The sequence below is a fragment of the Kocuria sp. UCD-OTCP genome, assembly GCF_000349605.1.
GTDB lineage: Bacteria > Actinomycetota > Actinomycetes > Actinomycetales > Micrococcaceae > Kocuria > Kocuria rosea.
Genome location: NZ_AOSQ01000002.1, coordinates 38,192 through 53,558 on the forward strand (window position 1 = coordinate 38,192; position 15,367 = coordinate 53,558).

Here is a 15,367-nt window from a genome sequence, read left to right on the forward strand (position 1 = left end):
AATAGCGGCTTAATGGGTCCATGACCCCCTCCCCCCAGGGTCGCCGTGCCGTCGTGATCGAAGACCACGACGACATCCGCAACCTCCTCGCCCAGACCATCGGCATGCGCGGCTTCACCGTGACGACCGCCGCGACCGGCCTCGAGGGCATCGAGGCCGTGCGCCGCGACGGCGCCGATCTCATCACCCTGGACCTCAGCCTCCCGGACCTCGACGGGCTGGAGGTCTGCCGGCGGGTCCGGCAGTTCTCGGACGCCTACCTGCTCATGGTCACGGCCCGCCCGGGCGAGATCGACCGGCTGGAGGGCCTCGAGCGCGGGGCGGACGACTACATCAGCAAGCCGTTCAGCCCCCGGGAGCTGCAGGCCAGGATCGAGGCGATGTTCCGCCGGCCGCGCGCCCGGGCGGAGCAGGCCGACGCCGAGGAGCTGCGCCGCGCGGCCGAGGTCCAGCGCAGCCTGCTGCCCGCCGCCGCCCCGGCCGTGCCCGGCTACGACGTGGCCGGGGCGTGCCGGCCGTCCCGCAGCGTGGGCGGGGACTTCTTCGACTGGTACACGACCGAGGGCGGGCTCCAGGTCTCGCTGGCCGACGCCATGGGCAAGGGCATGGGGGCCGCGCTCATCGCCGCCACCGTGCGCGCCGTGCTGCGCTCCGCGGCCGGGCAGCCGGACATGGCGCAGGCCTTCGGCGACACCTGCCGGCACCTCGAGCACGACCTCGCCCACTCCGACTCCTTCGTCACGCTCTTCCACGCCCGCCTGGACACGGCCGACGGGGTCGTGGAGTACGTCGACGCGGGCCACGGGCTGGGACTGCACGTGCGCGCGGACGGGATCGACCGGCTGCGCCCGGGCGGCCCCCCGGTGGGGGCGGTGCCCGGGACGCAGTGGGTGCCCGGCCGGATCGTGCTCGCGCCCGGCGACGCCCTCGTCGTCGTCAGCGACGGCCTCCTCGACGCGTACGAGGACGTCGACGACGCCGTGCAGGCGGTCGCGGACGTGGTCTCCCGCCACGAGGACGCCGCGTCCGCCTGCACCGCGGTCCTCGACCTCGCCGGCGAGGAGACCCGCACCGACGACGTCACCGCCGTGGTCGTCCGCCGCCGGTCCGCCCCGTGAACCGCTTCCTCGTCCGGCTCCTGGTCGTCCTGACCCTCCTGCTGGGCGTCAACTACATCGCCTGGCGCTGGCTCGAGTCGCTGAACTGGTCGGCGTGGTGGATCGCCGTTCCCCTGGTGCTCGCCGAGACGTACAGCCTGATCGACGTCTCGCTGTTCGGGCTCACCGTCTGGCGGCTCCGGCGGCGCGGGGAGGCCGGCGCCCCGCCCGCGGGCGCCACCGTGGACGTGTTCATCACGACCTACGACGAGCCCCTCGACCTCGTGATGGGCACCGCCCTGGCGGCGCAGGCCATCCGGCACCCGCACAGCACGTGGATCCTCGACGACGGGGCCCGCCCCGAGCTCGAGGCGCTCGCCGCCGAGCACGGGCTGGGCTACCTGACGCGAAGCGAGGATTGGACCGACCGGCCGCGCCACGCCAAGGCCGGCAACCTCAACAACGCCCTGATGCTCACCCAGGGCGAGTTCCTGCTGATCCTCGACGCCGACCAGGTCCCGGCCCCGGAGATCCTGGACCGGACCCTGGGCTGGTTCAACGACCGCAGGGTGGCGCTCGTGCAGACGCCGCAGTGGTTCGTCAACGTGCCGGACCACGATCCGCTCGGCAGCCAGGCCCCCCTGTTCTACGGCCCCATCCAGCAGGGCAAGGACGGCTGGAACGCCGCCTTCTTCTGCGGCTCCAACGCGATCCTGCGCCGCGAGGCGCTCATGCAGCTCGGCCTCTCCGGCTACGTCCAGGAGGTCGAGCAGGACGTGAAGGAGTCCCTCGCCCGCACCCGGGCCGCCCTGCGCAGGGCGCGACGGTCCCCGGAGGCCGCGAACCCCGTCGTCGCGGGCATGCTCGACGACGTCGAGGCCGCCACCGCCCGGGCCCGCGCCGAGCTGAAGGCCGGCGCCCCCCTGACCGAGCTGACCTACCGCCTGCAGCGCGAGGTGGACGCGGCGGCCCGGCGCACCGTCACGCAGGACTTCTCCCAGATCGAGGCGGACCTCGCCTCGATCGCCGCCCTGGACCTGCCCCCCGAGGACGGCATGGTGTGGCCGGACGAGCTCGCCTCCGCCGTGGACCGGATGTCCCGCCGCGACCTGTCCCCCCTGGCCGCCGTGGAACCGGTCCGGGAGGTGCTCGAGGCGGTCTCCGTGGACCGGCCCGGCGAGGCCCAGCCGGTGATGCCGCTGGCGACGATCTCCGTCACCGAGGACATGGCCACCGCGATGCGCCTGCACGGCCTGGGCTGGCGCAGCGTCTACCACCACGAGGTCCTCGCCCACGGCCTGGCCCCCGAGGACCTGAAGACCATGCTCACCCAGCGCCTGCGCTGGGCGCAGGGCACGGTGCAGGTGCTGCTCCGGGAGAACCCGCTGCTGCAGCGCCGGCTGGGGTGGGGCCAGCGGCTCATGTACTTCGCCACGATGTGGAGCTACCTGTCCGGCTTCGCGGCCGTCGTCTACTTCGCCGCGCCCATCGTGTACCTGGTGCTGGGCATCCTCCCCGTCACGAGCCTCAGCTGGGACTTCTTCGTCCGCTTCATCCCCTTCATGGTGGTGAACCAGCTGCTGTTCCTCGTGGTGGGCCGGGGCATCCCCACCTGGCGCGGCCAGCAGTACAGCCTGGCCCTGTTCCCCATCTGGATCAGGGCGTGCACCACGGCCGCCCGCAACGTCTGGTTCGGCCGCCCCCTCGGCTTCGCCGTCACGCCCAAGGTGCGGCAGGACGCCGGCCCGGCCTGGCACCTCATCCGCCCGCAGCTGGTGGTGATGGGGCTGCTGGCCGCGGCCCTCCTGGTGGGGACCGCCCGGCTGGCGGTGGGGCTGAACGAACCGGTGGGAACCCTGGTCAACGTGGCCTGGGTCGCCTTCGACCTGGTGGTGCTGAGCGTGCTCGTCACCGCCGCGAGATACACGGGCTTCGAGCCCGAGGAGAGGAGTGCCGATGCAGTTCACGATTGAGCAGAAGCCGAGGTTCGCCCACATCACGGGCACCGGACGGCTCAACATGGTGGGAGCGCCCAAGCTCCGGGAGGTCGTGGCGAAGGTCGTCGACGAGGGCAGCAACCACGTGGTGGTCGACCTCGGCGGCACCGAGTTCATGGACTCGTCCGGTCTGGGCGCCCTCATCGGGTGCCTCAAGCTGGCCCGTCAGGCCGGCGGCGACCTGCGGATCGCGAACGTCCGCCCCCAGGTCCGCATGGTCCTCGAGCTCACCAGCATGCACCGCGTCCTGACCCCCTACGACACCGCCGACGCGGCCTTCGCCGATGACTGAGCCCACGGCCCGCCGCTCGCGCCGGGGCCCGGCCACCGCCCTGACGGTGGACGCCCTGCACGAGGACCTGGACGCGCTGTGGGGGGAGGCCGCGTTCGTGCCCGAGACCGACCGGATGGCCTTCACGCTCGCGGTCGTGGAGGCGGCCGGCAACGTGGTGGTGCACGCGGTACCCGCGGCGGAGGACCCGATCGAGCTCTCCGTGGACCTGGTCGCGGACCCCCACCGGCTGGAGGCGAGGATCTACGAGATCGGCGCCGCACCGGCGCAGGTCGACCTCACGGGGGCCATGGCGCAGGAGCACCGCGAGTCCGGCCGCGGGCTCGCTCTCATCCAGGCCCTGGTCAGCCGGGTGGTGTTCGAGCGGCACGGGGACACGAACGTGTGGAAGCTGTGCCGGCTGTGCGGCCGGGACGAGGTGTAGCACCCCCGGGGACGCGCCGGACCCGCGTCCGGCCGGGGCGGACGTCCCCTGATTTGCGGATGTAAAGTGTCCGCCGCGGTGCCTAGACTTTGGTCCAGGACAACACGTCAGGGGGCTCACGTTGTCACCGAGAACACTCGTTCAGGGGCCGGTCGGGCGCCCCGCCGCAGGGGGACGTCAGCGGCGGGACGCACGCCGGGCACGCCGAGAGAAGTCGTCATGATCGCCGCGATCATTCCCGCCCACGACGAGGCGGCCCGCGTCGAGCACGCGGTCGTCTCCCTCCACCGCCAGACCCGTCCGCCGGAGCGCATCCTCGTCATGTCGGACGACTCCACCGACGCCACCGTCGAGGTCGCCCTGCACGCCGGCGCCGAGGTCCTGCTCACCGTCGACAACCGGCACCACCGTGCCGGGGCGCTCAACCAGGCCCTGGACACCGTCCGGATGGAGCCGGACGACCTGGTGCTGGTCCTCGACCCCGGCGTCCAGCTGCCACCGGGCTTCCTGGCCCGCGCCCTGGCCGCGCTCCGGGACCGCAACGTGGGCGCCGTCTCCGCCCGGTCCACCGCCGTCGGGGGCCCGGCCGCGCTGATCCGCTGGCAGGCGCTCGAGGACGTCCACCGGTCGTTCGGCCGCTACTGCGACGAGGGCGCCGTGACCGGCCAGACGCGTCTCGCCCTCGACCTGGAGGCCGTCGGCTGGCGCCTCAGCCCGCCGCTGGAGGCCGAGGAGGACGGGCCCGTCCCGGTCGAGCACCTCGCGCCCGTCCCGGCGGAGCACGCCGTCCCCGCCCCGGTCGAGCGCGTCGTGCCCGTCCCGATCGAGGTCCTGCGGGCGGAGCCGGCGGCCGCGTGATCCGCCGCCCGGCCCGCCGGGACGCTCAGCCGCGGGCGGTGCGGCCCACGAGGACGGCCGCCGCGCCCGCGAGGACCGTGGTGGTCAGGCAGCCGATCGGCAGGGGCAGGCAGCAACCGCCCACCGTGACGTTCGTGCCCCGGCGCGTCCGGGTGGAGTACCCGGGGAAGGGGAGCATCCGGAAGCCGGAACGGCGGCCGTACCCCCCGCCCCGGCGGCCGGGCAGGTCGTAGCCCGGGCCGAAGCGGCCGGGGCCTCCGCGGCCGGGTCGGCCGAGGGGAGAGCGGGACCAGCGGGCGTCGAACTCGCCGTCGGCCGCGCGGTAGTCGTATCCGGAGGAGGTCATGCCGCCCATCAAACCATCAGCAGGCTGTCGGGTCCACCCCGTCGCCGCCGGGAACGGGCTCAGCCGCGGCGCAGCAGCTCCTCGGCGCGCTCCACGTGCTCCCGCACCGCCTCGGCCCGGCGGACGACCGCGTCCAGCCGGTGGGCCGAGGACTCCTCGTCGGCCCGCACGAACCGGGCCATGGTGAGGGCCTCCGCCGCCTGGGCCATCGCGTTGCCGGCCCGGGAGAGCTCGCGGTGGACGTCGTTGAGGTAGCCGCCCGGGGAGGCCGGGATGTCGTGGCTGCTGCTCGGCGCCGTGCGCTGCGCCGCCGCGCACACGGCCCGCACCTCCGGCAGCAGATCGGCGAGCGCGTTGGCGGTGGGGACCACGGACTGCGCGAGCGTCTTGTCCGGGAGGCTCTCGAGGATCTGGTGGAAGCGGTCCAGACCCCGGCGGAACCGGTCGTGGGCGCGGCGCCACACGCCCAGACCGAGCTCGGCCTCGTCACGGCGAGCGGCGCGGTAGTCGCGCAGGAATGCCACGGGCGGTCCTTTCGAGTGGAGACAGTCCATCCTACGGCGGCCCGGCCCGCCCTCCGTGCGCACGGAGGGCGGGCCGGGGCGGGCCGGCGGCGGGCCGGGACCGGGCCGTCCGCGGCCGCACCGAGGGGTGCGCTCAGGGGACGAGCAGGACCTTGCCGATGTGCGTGCCGGAGTCGAAGTACTCGTGGGCCCGCGCGACCTCGTCCAAGGGGAACGTGCGGTCCACGACCGGGCGGACGGCGCCGGACTCGACGTGGGGCCACACGTGCTCCCGCACGGCGGCCATGATGCGGGTCTTCTCCGCCACGGGCCGCGGGCGCAGCGTGGTGCCGATCACGGCGGCCCGCTTGGCCATGAGCTTCCCGAGGTCCAGCTCCCCCGTGCGCCCGCCCTGGGTGGCGATGACCGCGATCCGGCCGTTGGTGGCCAGCGCGTCCAGGTTGCGCCCCAGGTAGGAGCCGCCCACGACGTCGAGCACGATGTCGGCGCCGCGCCCGTCCGTGAGCTCCCGCACGCGCGCCACGAAGTCCTCCTGCCGGTAGTCGATCGCCTCGGCGCCGAGCCGCCGTGCGGCGCCGGCCTTCTCCGGGCTGCCGACCGTGGTCAGCACGCGCAGGCCGAGGGCCCGGCACATCTGGAGGGCGTTGGTGCCGATCCCGCCCGTGCCGCCGTGCACCAGGACCGTCTCGCCCTCGCGGGCGGCGGCAGCCATGAAGACGTTGGAGAACACCGTGGCGCACACCTCCGGCAGGCCGGCGGCGGCGACGAGGTCCACCCCGGCGGGCGCGGCCAGGACCTGGCCGGCCGGGACGACGACCTCCTCGGCGTAGCCCCCGGAGTCCAGGAGGGCGACGACCTCGTCGCCGGGGGCGAACCCGGCGCCGGCGGGCACCTCGGGGCCGAGCTCCTGCACCGTGCCCGAGACCTCGAGGCCGAAGACGGTCGACGCCCCGGGCGGGACCGGATACCTGCCCAGCCGCTGCATGACGTCCGCCCGGTTGATCCCGGCGGCCCGGACCCGGATCCGCACCCCGTCGGGCGTGAGCTCCGGGGCGGGGACCTCGGTGACGGCGAGGACCTCCGGTCCGCCGGGGGTGGTCTCGAGCACTGCGCGCATGGTGGGGCCTTCCGGTCGGGGCGACGGTCGCTCCCATTGTGTCGCGGGGCGGGCACCCGGTCACCCGGCGTCGGCCCGTGGCGAACAGGGGGACGCCGGCGCCGCCCTCAGCGGATCGAGGCGTAGGCGTCGAGGGCGCGTCCGCGGCTGGCCGGCAGGTCCACGACCGGCTCCGGGTAGCCCACCGACGGTCCGAGCAGACCGGGCTCGTGCGGGTCCACGCCCTCGTCGCCGGCCAGCTCGGGGATCCAGCGGCGGATGTAGCGGGCCTCGGGGTCGAACTTCCGGCCCTGGGTGAGCGGGTTGAAGATCCGGAAGAACGGGCTCGCGTCCGCGCCGGAGCCCGCGACCCACTGCCAGTTCCCGGGCCCGCTCGCCGGCTCGGCGTCCACGAGCGTCTCCCAGAACCACTGCTCCCCCACCCGCCAGTCGACCAGCAGGTTCTTGGTGAGCAGGGACCCGGCGACCATCCGGACCCGGTTGTGCATCCACCCCGTGGCCCGCAGCTGCCGCATGCCCGCGTCCACGAGCGGGAAGCCGGTGCGCCCCTCCTGCCAGGCACGGACGTCGCCGGCCGCCTCCGCCGGGTCCCGCCACGGGAACGCGTCGAAGGCCGGGCGGACGTGGCGCACGTGCAGGTCCGGCACCTGGTGGAGCAGGTGCCAGTTGAACTCCCGCCAGCCCAGCTCGGCCAGGAACTTCTCCAGCCCCGGGCTGCTCCCCCGCTCGGACCGGTGCCGGACGGCCGCGTCCCAGACCGCGAACGGGCTGATCTCGCCCCACCGCAGGTGCGGGGAGAGCCGGCTGGTGCCGTCCCGGTCCGGCCGGTCGTGGCCCTCGGCGTAGTCCTCGACGCGGTCCAGGAAGTCGTCCAGCCGCTCCCACGCGGCCGCCTCCCCGGGCGTCCACACCGCGGCCAGCCCGGCCGCGCGCTCCGGGGACGGCACCAGGTCCCAGTCGTCCTGGTCCTCGGTGCCGGCGGACGCCGCCACCGCCGCGGCAGCCCCCCGGCCCGGCCCGGGCACGGGGAGCGGCTGCCGGATCTCCAGCGCCCGGAGCGCCTTCCAGAAGGGGGTGAACACCTTGTACGGGCCGCCGGCGCCGGTGCGCAGGGTCCACGGCTCGTGCAGCAGCGCGCCCTGGAACGAGTGCGCCTCCACCCCGTGCTCGGCGCACCACTGCTTCACCCCGGCGTCCACGGCGAGCTCGGGCCCGCCGTAGCGGCGGTTCCACGTGATGCCGCCCGCCCCCGTGCGCTCGAGGACCTCGGGGAGCACGGCCCCGGCGGGACCGCGGCGCAGCACCAGGGGGATGCCCAGCTCCCGGAGCGACTCCCGCAGGGACCGCAGCGACCCGTCCAGCCACCACTTCGCGGCCGCGCCGAGGGGCCGGACCCCCTCGGACTCCTGGTCCAGGACGCAGAGGGCGACCACCGCGCCGCGCCGGCACGCGGCGTCGAGGGCGGGGTGGTCCGTGACGCGCAGGTCGTCCCGGAATCACACGATCGTCGTCGTCCCGCGGTCGGGGCTCTCGGGTGCGTCCACGCGCTCACCCTACCGGGGCTTTGGCGGCGTTCCGGGCGCCGTGGAAGAATGGGCTGCGCGCTCCGCCGCCCCCGCCGGGGACCGGGCGGGCGCGGGGAAGGTTGTCCGAGCGGCCTAAGGAGCCGGTCTTGAAAACCGGTGTGCGGTGACCCCGTACCAAGGGTTCAAATCCCTTACCTTCCGCCTCCGCACGAGGCCCCCACCGCGAACCGGCCGGTGGGGGCCTCGTCCCGTCCCGGGGCCGGAGAAATGTCGCGGTGTCGTGGTCCGCCGTTCACCTCCGCGTGCTGAAATGGGGACAACGCACCGCCGCATCCCCCGGAGGACCCCCATGGCGCCCCAGAAGCACCGTCCTGCCCTGCTCGCCGCGCTCGCCGCCGGCGCCGTGGTCACCTCGACCGGTCTGGTCCTCCCCGCGGCGTCCGCCCAGGGGACGGCGCCCCCGCCGGCACCGGGCGCGGGGGCGACCGCGGCCGGGGAGACGGCCGTCGAGCTGCTCTACTTCAACGACTACCACGGCCGGCTCTCCTCCGACCCCCTCCTCTTCGCGGGCGCGATCGAGCAGCTGCGCGCGGAGAACGAGGACGGCACGCTGCTGCTGTCCGGCGGGGACAACGTGGGCGCCACCGAATACGTCTCGGCCGTGCAGCAGGACGACCCCACGCTCGACGTGCTCGACGCGCTCGAGCTCGACGCCTCCGCCGTGGGCAACCACGAGTTCGACCGGGGCGCGGACGACCTGACCGGCCGCATCACCGAGCGCGCCGGCTTCCCCTACCTGGCGGCCAACGTCACCGGCCCGGACGGCGAGCTCGTCACCGAGGCGTCCGCGACGTTCGACGTCGAGGGCGTGCGCGTGGGCGTGGTCGGCGCCGTCACCCAGCAGACCGCCACGCTCGTCTCGCCCGGCGCGATCGAGGGCATCACCTTCGGCGACCCCGTCGAGGCCGTCAACGCCGAGGCCGAGCGGCTCGAGGCGGACGGGGCCGACGTCGTGGTGGCCGTCTACCACGAGGGCGCCGCCGACGCGGCCGACGCCCTCGGCGATCGGCTGGTGACCGGCACCAGCGCGACCGTGGACGTGGTGCTCAACGGGCACACCCACCAGGTCTACGACGAGGGCGTCGACGTGGACGGCGACGGCGACCTCGACCGCGCGGTCCTGCAGGCCGGCTCGTACGGCGGCAGCCTCGGGCGGATCTCCCTGAGCTACGACGAGGCCGCCGACGACGTCGACCTCACCACCGGCGTGCTGGCCGTCGACGAGGTCGTCACCGCGACCGAGGAGGAGCTGGTCGCCCGGTATCCGCGCGTCGCGGAGGTCGCCGGGATCGTCGCGGACGCCGAGGCGGTGGCCCTGGAGCGGGGCAGCACCCCGGTCGGCGAGATCACCGGGGACATCACCACCGCCTACGGTCTGCGGGACGGCGTGCAGGCCCGCGACGACCGCGGCGCCGAGTCGAGCCTCGGCAACCTGGTCGCCGAGTCCATCCGCGACAGCCTGGACGAGTCGGACGGCGTGCAGATCGGCCTCATCAACCCCGGCGGCCTGCGCGCCGACCTCCTCTGGGCGGACGACCCCGGCCAGGTCATCGACGGCGAGCGCGACGGCGTGGTGACGGAGTCCGAGGCCAACCAGGTGCTGCCCTTCGCCAACAACCTCACCACCGTGACCCTCACCGGCGAGCAGTTCGAGCGGGTCCTCGAACAGCAGTGGCAGCCCGAGGGATCGTCCCGGCCGTACCTGCAGCTGGGGCTGTCCGAGAACGTGTCCTACACCTTCGACGCCGCCCGCCCGGCCGGGGACCGGATCACCTCGATCACGGTCGACGGGCAGCCCGTCGACCCGGCCGCCGAGTACGTGATCGGCTCGGTGTCCTTCCTGGTGGAGGGCGGCGACAACTTCACCGCCCTGACCGAGGGCACCGACGTCACCGACACCGGCCGGATCGACCGCGACGCCTGGATGGAGTACCTCGCCGCCAACAGCCCGCTGTCCCCCGAGTTCGACCGCCGGTCCGTGGCGCTGACCGGGGCCGCCGCGGACGGCTGCACCGTGACCTTCGACGTCTCTTCCCTGGACATGACCTCCCTGGGCGCACCGGAGAACACCTCGCTGAGCGTGCGCGCGGGCGACCCGGACGGCACTGAACTCGGCACGGCACCGGTCACCGACGGCACGACCTCGGTCAGCCTCGACACGACCGGCCTGGCCGACGACGCCGCCGTGTGGCTGGTCGCCGAGCCGTCCGGCACGCAGGTCCGCGTGCCGGAGGCTGTCCTGGACCTGCTCACCGACTGCGCCACCGAGCCGGAGCCCACCGACAGGCCGACCGAGCCGCAGAAACCCGGCACGGGCCACTCCGGCGAGCACCCCGGCCAGGGCGAGCCCGGCCGCGGCGCCTGGAAGCACGGCTCCGAGCGGGCCCACCAGGTCCTCAGCCGTCTCTTCGGCTGAGCCCCGATCGTTCTCTCCCCTTCTCCCCCTGCCCCCACTGAAGGAACTCCCCACCGTGAACAAGCTGTTCTCCCTGCCCCTGAGCGGGGCTCTGGCCGCGGCCCTGCTCGCCGCGCCGCTGACCGTGCCCGTGCACGCCGCCCCGGACGGGGCGAACGTGGTCATCAACGAGGCCTACACCAACGGCGGCTCGGCCAACGCCGTCTACACCCACAAGTTCGTCGAGCTCTACAACCCCACGGTCCAGCCGGTGGACCTCACCGGCTGGACCCTGCAGTACCGCTCCGCGTCCGGCACCGGAACCGTCACCAGCACGGTGGCGCTGTCCGGGACCATCGCCCCGGGCGGCTACTTCCTGGTCCAGGGCGGGTCCAACGCGGGCAGCGGTGCCGCGTTGCCCGCCCCCGACCTCGCCACCTCGTTCAACCCGGCGAGCGTCTCCGGGACGATCGTGCTCTCCGACGGCGAGCAGCCCCTGGCCGCCCCCACTGGCTCGGTGACCGGTACCGACGGGCTCGTGGACCTGCTCGGCTACGGCACCTCCAACACCTACGAGACCGCGCCCGCCACGGGCCCGTCGGCGAATGCGGACCCGAAGTCCATGACCCGCGCCGACGGCGTGGACACCGACGACAACTCCGCCGATTTCACCGCCACGACCGCGGTGACCCCGCAGAACTCCGGTGGCAGCGGGGGCGAGCCCGCCCCCGAACCGGTCCCCGAGCCGAGCCCGGAGCCCGCCGCCCCGCCGGTGGAGCTGGCGATCCGGGACATCCAGGGCACCGGCGACGTCTCCCCCAGGGCCGGACAGGCCGTGACCACCCGCGGCGTGGTCACCGCCGTCTACGCCACCGGCGGGCTCAACGGCTGGTACCTCCAGAGCCCTGGCACCGGTGGCGACCTGGACACCGCCGCCCACGACGCCTCCGACGGCGTCTTCGTGTACTCACCCTCGGCCGTGGCGAACGTGGAGCTCGGCCAGTTCGTCGAGGTCACCGGGACGGTCGCCGAGTACCACGGACAGACCCAGATCAGCGTGCACCCGGAGGGGGTCACGGTCCTCGACGAGGCCGCCGAGGCGGTCGAGCCCGCCGCCGTCGGCTGGCCCACGGACGAGGCGGAGCGCGAGGACCTCGAGGGCATGCTCCTGGACCCGGCCGGTGAGTTCGTGATCACCGACAACTACGCCCTGAACGGCTACGGCGAGATCGGCCTGGCGGCCGGCACCACCCCGCTCGTGCAGCCCACCGCCGTGGGCGCGCCCGGCTCGCCGGAGGCCGCCGCCCAGGCCGCGGACAACGAGGCCCGGTCCGTCCTGCTCGACGACGGCGCCACGACCAACTACGGCAACTTCGCCAACGCCTCGGTCCCCCTCCCCTACCTCTCTCCCACGACCCCGATGCGGATCGGCGCGCCCGTGGACTTCGTGGCGCCGGTGGTGCTCGGCTACTCGTTCGAGGAGTGGCGCCTCCAGCCCACGACCCGGGTGACCGGGGACAACGCCCAGGACGCCCCCGTGGTCGCCGAGAACACCCGCACCGCCGCCCCCGAGGACGTCGGCGGGGACGTGCAGCTGGCCACGTTCAACGTGCTGAACTACTTCACCACCACCGGCGACGAGCTGACCGGCTGCACCTACTACACGGACCGCGCCGGGGACCCGGTCTCGGTGCGCGGAGGCTGCGACGCCCGCGGGGCGGCCGAACAGGAGGACCTTCAGCGCCAGCAGGCCAAGATCGTCGCCGCGATCAACGCCCTGGACGCCGAGGTCGTCTCCCTGGAGGAGATCGAGAACTCCGCGAAGTTCGGCAAGGACCGGGACCAGGCCCTGTCCGACCTGGTCGAGGCCCTCAACACCGCCGCCGGTACCGAGCTCTGGGCGTACGTGCCGTCACCGGCCGAGCGACCCGCCGTCGAGGACGAGGACGTCATCCGCACCGCGTTCATCTACCAGCCGGCCGCACTCGAGACCGTGGGCGAGTCCGTGATCCTGGACGACGAGGAGAACTTCGACAACGCCCGCGAGCCGCTGGCCCAGACGTTCCGCCCCGCCGGCGGGGACGCGGGCGGCGACTTCACGGTGGTCGTCAACCACTTCAAGTCCAAGGGCTCCGCCCCCTCCACCGGCCCCAATGCGGACGCCGGGGACGGCGCCGGGGCCTGGAACGCCGACCGCACCGCCCAGGCCCGGGCCCTGGTGGCCTTCGCCGAGGAGCTCAAGACCACCCAGGGCACCGACCGGGTCCTCCTGGCCGGTGACTTCAACTCCTACGACCAGGAGGACCCGATGCGGGTCCTGCACGAGGCCGGCTACACGAACCTGGCGCCAACGGGCGAGCACTCCTACGCCTTCGGCGGGATGGTCGGCTCCCTCGACCACGTCCTGGCCTCTCCGGCCGCGGCCGGGATCGTCACGGGCTCGGACATCTGGGAGATCAACGCCCACGAGTCGGTGGGCCTGGAGTACAGCCGGCACAACCACAACGTGGTCGACCTCTACGCGGCCGACCCGTACCGGGCCTCCGACCACAACCCGGAGATCATCGGCCTGGCCCCCGCCGGCGCCGGGCCCGCCGGCCCGCAGAAACCGGGCAGGGGCAACTCCGGCGAGCACCCCGGCAAGGGCCTCCGGGAGCACGCCGACGACCGGGCCCGCGAGGTCCTGCACCGCCGCCTCGGCTGACCCGGCCGCGGCGCGCCGGCCGGCCCCGGTGCCCCCGGGGTCAGTCGCGTGCCGGGGCCGGGCCCAGCACCGCCGCGGCGATGCGGTCGGCGTCCGCCAGGGTCCGGGCACCCAGCTCCGCGGACGCCCCGGCCTCCGCGGCGATCGCCACGCCCCACTGGACGGCCGAGAGCTGCAGGCCGAGCACGAGGACGCCGGGCTCCACGCCGCCGTCGACGCGCACGGCCCGGTACGGGGGCCGGGTGACGTCCAGCCCGGTGCCGGGCACGGTCGCGACGCCGTCCCGGGTCTCCATGGCCCGGACCCGCACCAGGCCCTCCCGGTGCATCGCGGACAGCAGCGGGGAGATGTTGCGCCGGACGTCGTTGGGCGGGGACATGGCCTCCACGAGGTGTTCGGCGCGGAAGGGCTCGTCCTTGACCCAGGGGGAGCTCGCCACGAACCGGCCCTCCTCCTCGTCCACGAGGAACTGCGGGTCCGGGCCCAGGAAGCGCACCACGCCGGCACGGGCCAGCGCCGCCAGCTGCTGGTTCCGCAGCACCGGCGGCCCGGAGGCGAGCCCCTCCACGAAGGGCTCGAACGTGCGCCGCAGCTCGTCGGTCCAGGAGGCGTCGCTGATCCCGAGGTCCGCCAGCACGGCCTTGAGCACGGTGCGCGCGGCGTTGAGCGAGGCGACGGCCATCTGCAGCGGGTCGTCCTCGCCGGCCAGCGCGCCGTGCACGTCCCGGTCCAGGTGGTGGACCAGGGCCGCCGCGTACTCGTCGTGGGAGCCGAAGCTGAGCCCCTCGAAAGGGCGGGCCAGCCGGAGGGCGTTGAGCTGCCGTCCCGGGACCACCGCGGACGCGATGAGCCGCTCGGCCCGGGAGGTCCAGGGCCCCTCGGGGTGGTCGTCGCCGGTGCCGAGCACGGCGTCGAAGCGCGCCAGGAACTCCTGCGGGTCGGTCTCGAAGGCGTCCGGGGCGGTCCGCGCCAGGACGGAGTAGTAGTTCCACTGGGCGTCCTTGCGGATCAGCGGATAGAGGTCCGTCCCGAAGGACAGCGGTCCCTCCGCCCGCGCCGCGAGCGCCCGCACGGCGTCGAGGGTGAAGAACCGGGTGACGAGGGAGCCGGCGTAGTAGCCCTCGAGCACCGCCTTGGAGCGGTACGGGGCGCCGCGGCGGGAGCCGGCCACGATCACGGGCTCCCGCCCCGAGGGGTGGTAGACGTAGCGCTCCCCGTCCTGGGTGTAGATCCCGCCGCGGCCCTCGGTGACCTGGGCCAGGACGTCGCAGAAGTTCAGGCCCATGCCGCGCACCAGCACGGTGCGCCCGGCGGGCAGGTCGTCCCAGTGCACGTCGGCGGGCACGGCGGGCGGCCAGTAGGTCAGCCCGAGCTCGGCGGCGCCGTCCACGAGCTCCCGCTGGTCGGGGCGCAGGTCGGCGTCGAGGTGGCCCAGGGCGAGCACCACGGCGTCCGCCGGGAGGTTCTGCCCGCCGCTGATCTCCACGTCGTAGCGGTGCCGGGCGTGCTCCCGCACGTGCACGCCCACGGCCTCGGCCCGGTGCACGGCGAGCTGCACGGTGGCGGGGAGGGCGTCCTGCAGCGTGCGGAAGATCCAGGAGAGGTAGACCCCGTACATCCGCCGGGACGGATAGGACTGGGGCGTCATCCGGGTCAGGTGCGCGGCGTCGTCGGGGTCCACGGCGATGGTCCCCGCCACGGCGGCGAGCCGCCAGTGCTCGAAGCTCATGTTCCGCAGCGGCTCGAGCGGGTCCACGGGCAGCACGCCGTCGTCGGCGATCACCGTGGGGAACACCGAGGGCGTGTTCATGAGGTACAGCGGGGACTGGTTCGTCCGCCACACGTGCCCCGGACCGGGCGGGAAGGGGTCGACGACGTCGATGCGCACCCGGGCGCCCGAGGCCGCGGCGCGGGCCGCGAGCCGCTCCACGGCCGAGAGCCCGCGCGGGCCCGCCCCGATCACCGTGACCCGTCGTTCGGAACCTGGCCTGCCCGTTGCGCTCATGGCCCTCAGGATATCGACCCGC

12 protein-coding genes and 1 tRNA gene are annotated in these 15,367 nt (G+C 74.4%); 8 read left to right on the top strand and 5 right to left on the bottom strand.

Annotated features, from left to right (window positions below; translation table 11 throughout):
- The first annotated feature begins 20 nt into the window (after positions 1-20).
- The 5 genes from H488_RS20660 to H488_RS35890 all read left to right on the top strand — a co-directional run bounded on the left by H488_RS20660 (position 21) and on the right by H488_RS35890 (position 4,668).
- Positions 21-1,118, top strand: a complete 1,098-nt coding sequence (locus H488_RS20660; protein WP_017831978.1) for a PP2C family protein-serine/threonine phosphatase — start codon at positions 21-23, stop codon at positions 1,116-1,118.
- A complete protein-coding gene (locus H488_RS20665) occupies positions 1,115-3,070 on the top strand; it encodes a glycosyltransferase family 2 protein (protein WP_017831979.1) in 1,956 nt (651 codons plus the stop codon). Before H488_RS20660 ends, H488_RS20665 begins: the two co-directional genes overlap by 4 nt.
- Positions 3,054-3,386 (top strand): STAS domain-containing protein, encoded by a 333-nt coding sequence (locus H488_RS20670; protein ID WP_017831980.1) that lies wholly within the window; start codon positions 3,054-3,056, stop codon positions 3,384-3,386. The genes H488_RS20665 and H488_RS20670 overlap by 17 nt, the downstream gene beginning before the upstream one ends.
- On the top strand, positions 3,379-3,810 hold the full coding sequence (locus tag H488_RS20675) for an ATP-binding protein (protein ID WP_017831981.1): 432 nt from the start codon (positions 3,379-3,381) through the stop codon (positions 3,808-3,810). The genes H488_RS20670 and H488_RS20675 overlap by 8 nt, the downstream gene beginning before the upstream one ends.
- A gap of 219 nt (positions 3,811-4,029) precedes the next feature.
- Positions 4,030-4,668, top strand: a complete 639-nt coding sequence (locus tag H488_RS35890) for a glycosyltransferase family 2 protein (protein WP_017831982.1) — start codon at positions 4,030-4,032, stop codon at positions 4,666-4,668.
- Positions 4,669-4,693: 25 nt separating this feature from the next.
- On the opposite strand, the gene H488_RS20685 is transcribed toward H488_RS35890, so the two are convergent.
- The 4 genes from H488_RS20685 to H488_RS20700 form a co-directional block, all read right to left on the bottom strand.
- Positions 4,694-5,014 (bottom strand): hypothetical protein, encoded by a 321-nt coding sequence (locus H488_RS20685; protein WP_150110249.1) that lies wholly within the window; start codon positions 5,012-5,014, stop codon positions 4,694-4,696.
- 59 nt (positions 5,015-5,073) lie between these two features.
- On the bottom strand, positions 5,074-5,538 hold the full coding sequence (locus tag H488_RS20690) for a hypothetical protein (RefSeq protein ID WP_017831984.1): 465 nt from the start codon (positions 5,536-5,538) through the stop codon (positions 5,074-5,076).
- Positions 5,539-5,671: 133 nt separating this feature from the next.
- Complete coding sequence (locus H488_RS20695; protein WP_017831985.1) at positions 5,672-6,655, bottom strand: NAD(P)H-quinone oxidoreductase; 984 nt, start codon at positions 6,653-6,655, stop codon at positions 5,672-5,674.
- Positions 6,656-6,762: 107 nt separating this feature from the next.
- Positions 6,763-8,139: a cryptochrome/photolyase family protein gene (locus H488_RS20700; RefSeq protein ID WP_051063700.1), complete on the bottom strand. Its 1,377-nt coding sequence runs from the start codon at positions 8,137-8,139 to the stop codon at positions 6,763-6,765.
- A gap of 155 nt (positions 8,140-8,294) precedes the next feature.
- Between H488_RS20700 and H488_RS20705 the strand changes: the two genes are divergently transcribed.
- From H488_RS20705 to H488_RS20715, 3 genes are all read left to right on the top strand, one after another.
- Positions 8,295-8,382 (top strand) — tRNA-Ser (locus H488_RS20705).
- A gap of 148 nt (positions 8,383-8,530) precedes the next feature.
- Entirely contained in the window at positions 8,531-10,657 is a 2,127-nt protein-coding gene (locus H488_RS20710; protein WP_017831987.1) for a bifunctional metallophosphatase/5'-nucleotidase, read from the top strand.
- 55 nt (positions 10,658-10,712) lie between these two features.
- The gene (locus H488_RS20715) at positions 10,713-13,340 is read left to right on the top strand and encodes an ExeM/NucH family extracellular endonuclease (protein ID WP_017831988.1); all 2,628 of its coding nucleotides are present in this window, start codon (positions 10,713-10,715) and stop codon (positions 13,338-13,340) included.
- A 40-nt stretch (positions 13,341-13,380) separates the two neighbouring features.
- On the opposite strand, the gene H488_RS20720 is transcribed toward H488_RS20715, so the two are convergent.
- Complete coding sequence (locus tag H488_RS20720; protein WP_051063701.1) at positions 13,381-15,345, bottom strand: FAD/NAD(P)-binding protein; 1,965 nt, start codon at positions 15,343-15,345, stop codon at positions 13,381-13,383.
- Between the last annotated feature and the right edge of the window lie 22 nt (positions 15,346-15,367).

What these genes read in the sequence shown, in the direction of transcription:
- H488_RS20660 (WP_017831978.1), top strand. Translation starts at nt 21, where the DNA reads ATGACCCCCTCCCCCCAGGGTCGCCGTGCCGTCGTGATCGAAGACCAC.
- H488_RS20670 (WP_017831980.1), top strand. Translation starts at nt 3,054, where the DNA reads ATGCAGTTCACGATTGAGCAGAAGCCGAGGTTCGCCCACATCACGGGC.
- H488_RS20675 (WP_017831981.1), top strand. Translation starts at nt 3,379, where the DNA reads ATGACTGAGCCCACGGCCCGCCGCTCGCGCCGGGGCCCGGCCACCGCC.
- H488_RS35890 (WP_017831982.1), top strand. Translation starts at nt 4,030, where the DNA reads ATGATCGCCGCGATCATTCCCGCCCACGACGAGGCGGCCCGCGTCGAG.
- H488_RS20685 (WP_150110249.1), bottom strand. Translation starts at nt 5,014, where the DNA reads ATGACCTCCTCCGGATACGACTACCGCGCGGCCGACGGCGAGTTCGAC.
- H488_RS20695 (WP_017831985.1), bottom strand. Translation starts at nt 6,655, where the DNA reads ATGCGCGCAGTGCTCGAGACCACCCCCGGCGGACCGGAGGTCCTCGCC.
- H488_RS20710 (WP_017831987.1), top strand. Translation starts at nt 8,531, where the DNA reads ATGGCGCCCCAGAAGCACCGTCCTGCCCTGCTCGCCGCGCTCGCCGCC.
- H488_RS20720 (WP_051063701.1), bottom strand. Translation starts at nt 15,345, where the DNA reads ATGAGCGCAACGGGCAGGCCAGGTTCCGAACGACGGGTCACGGTGATC.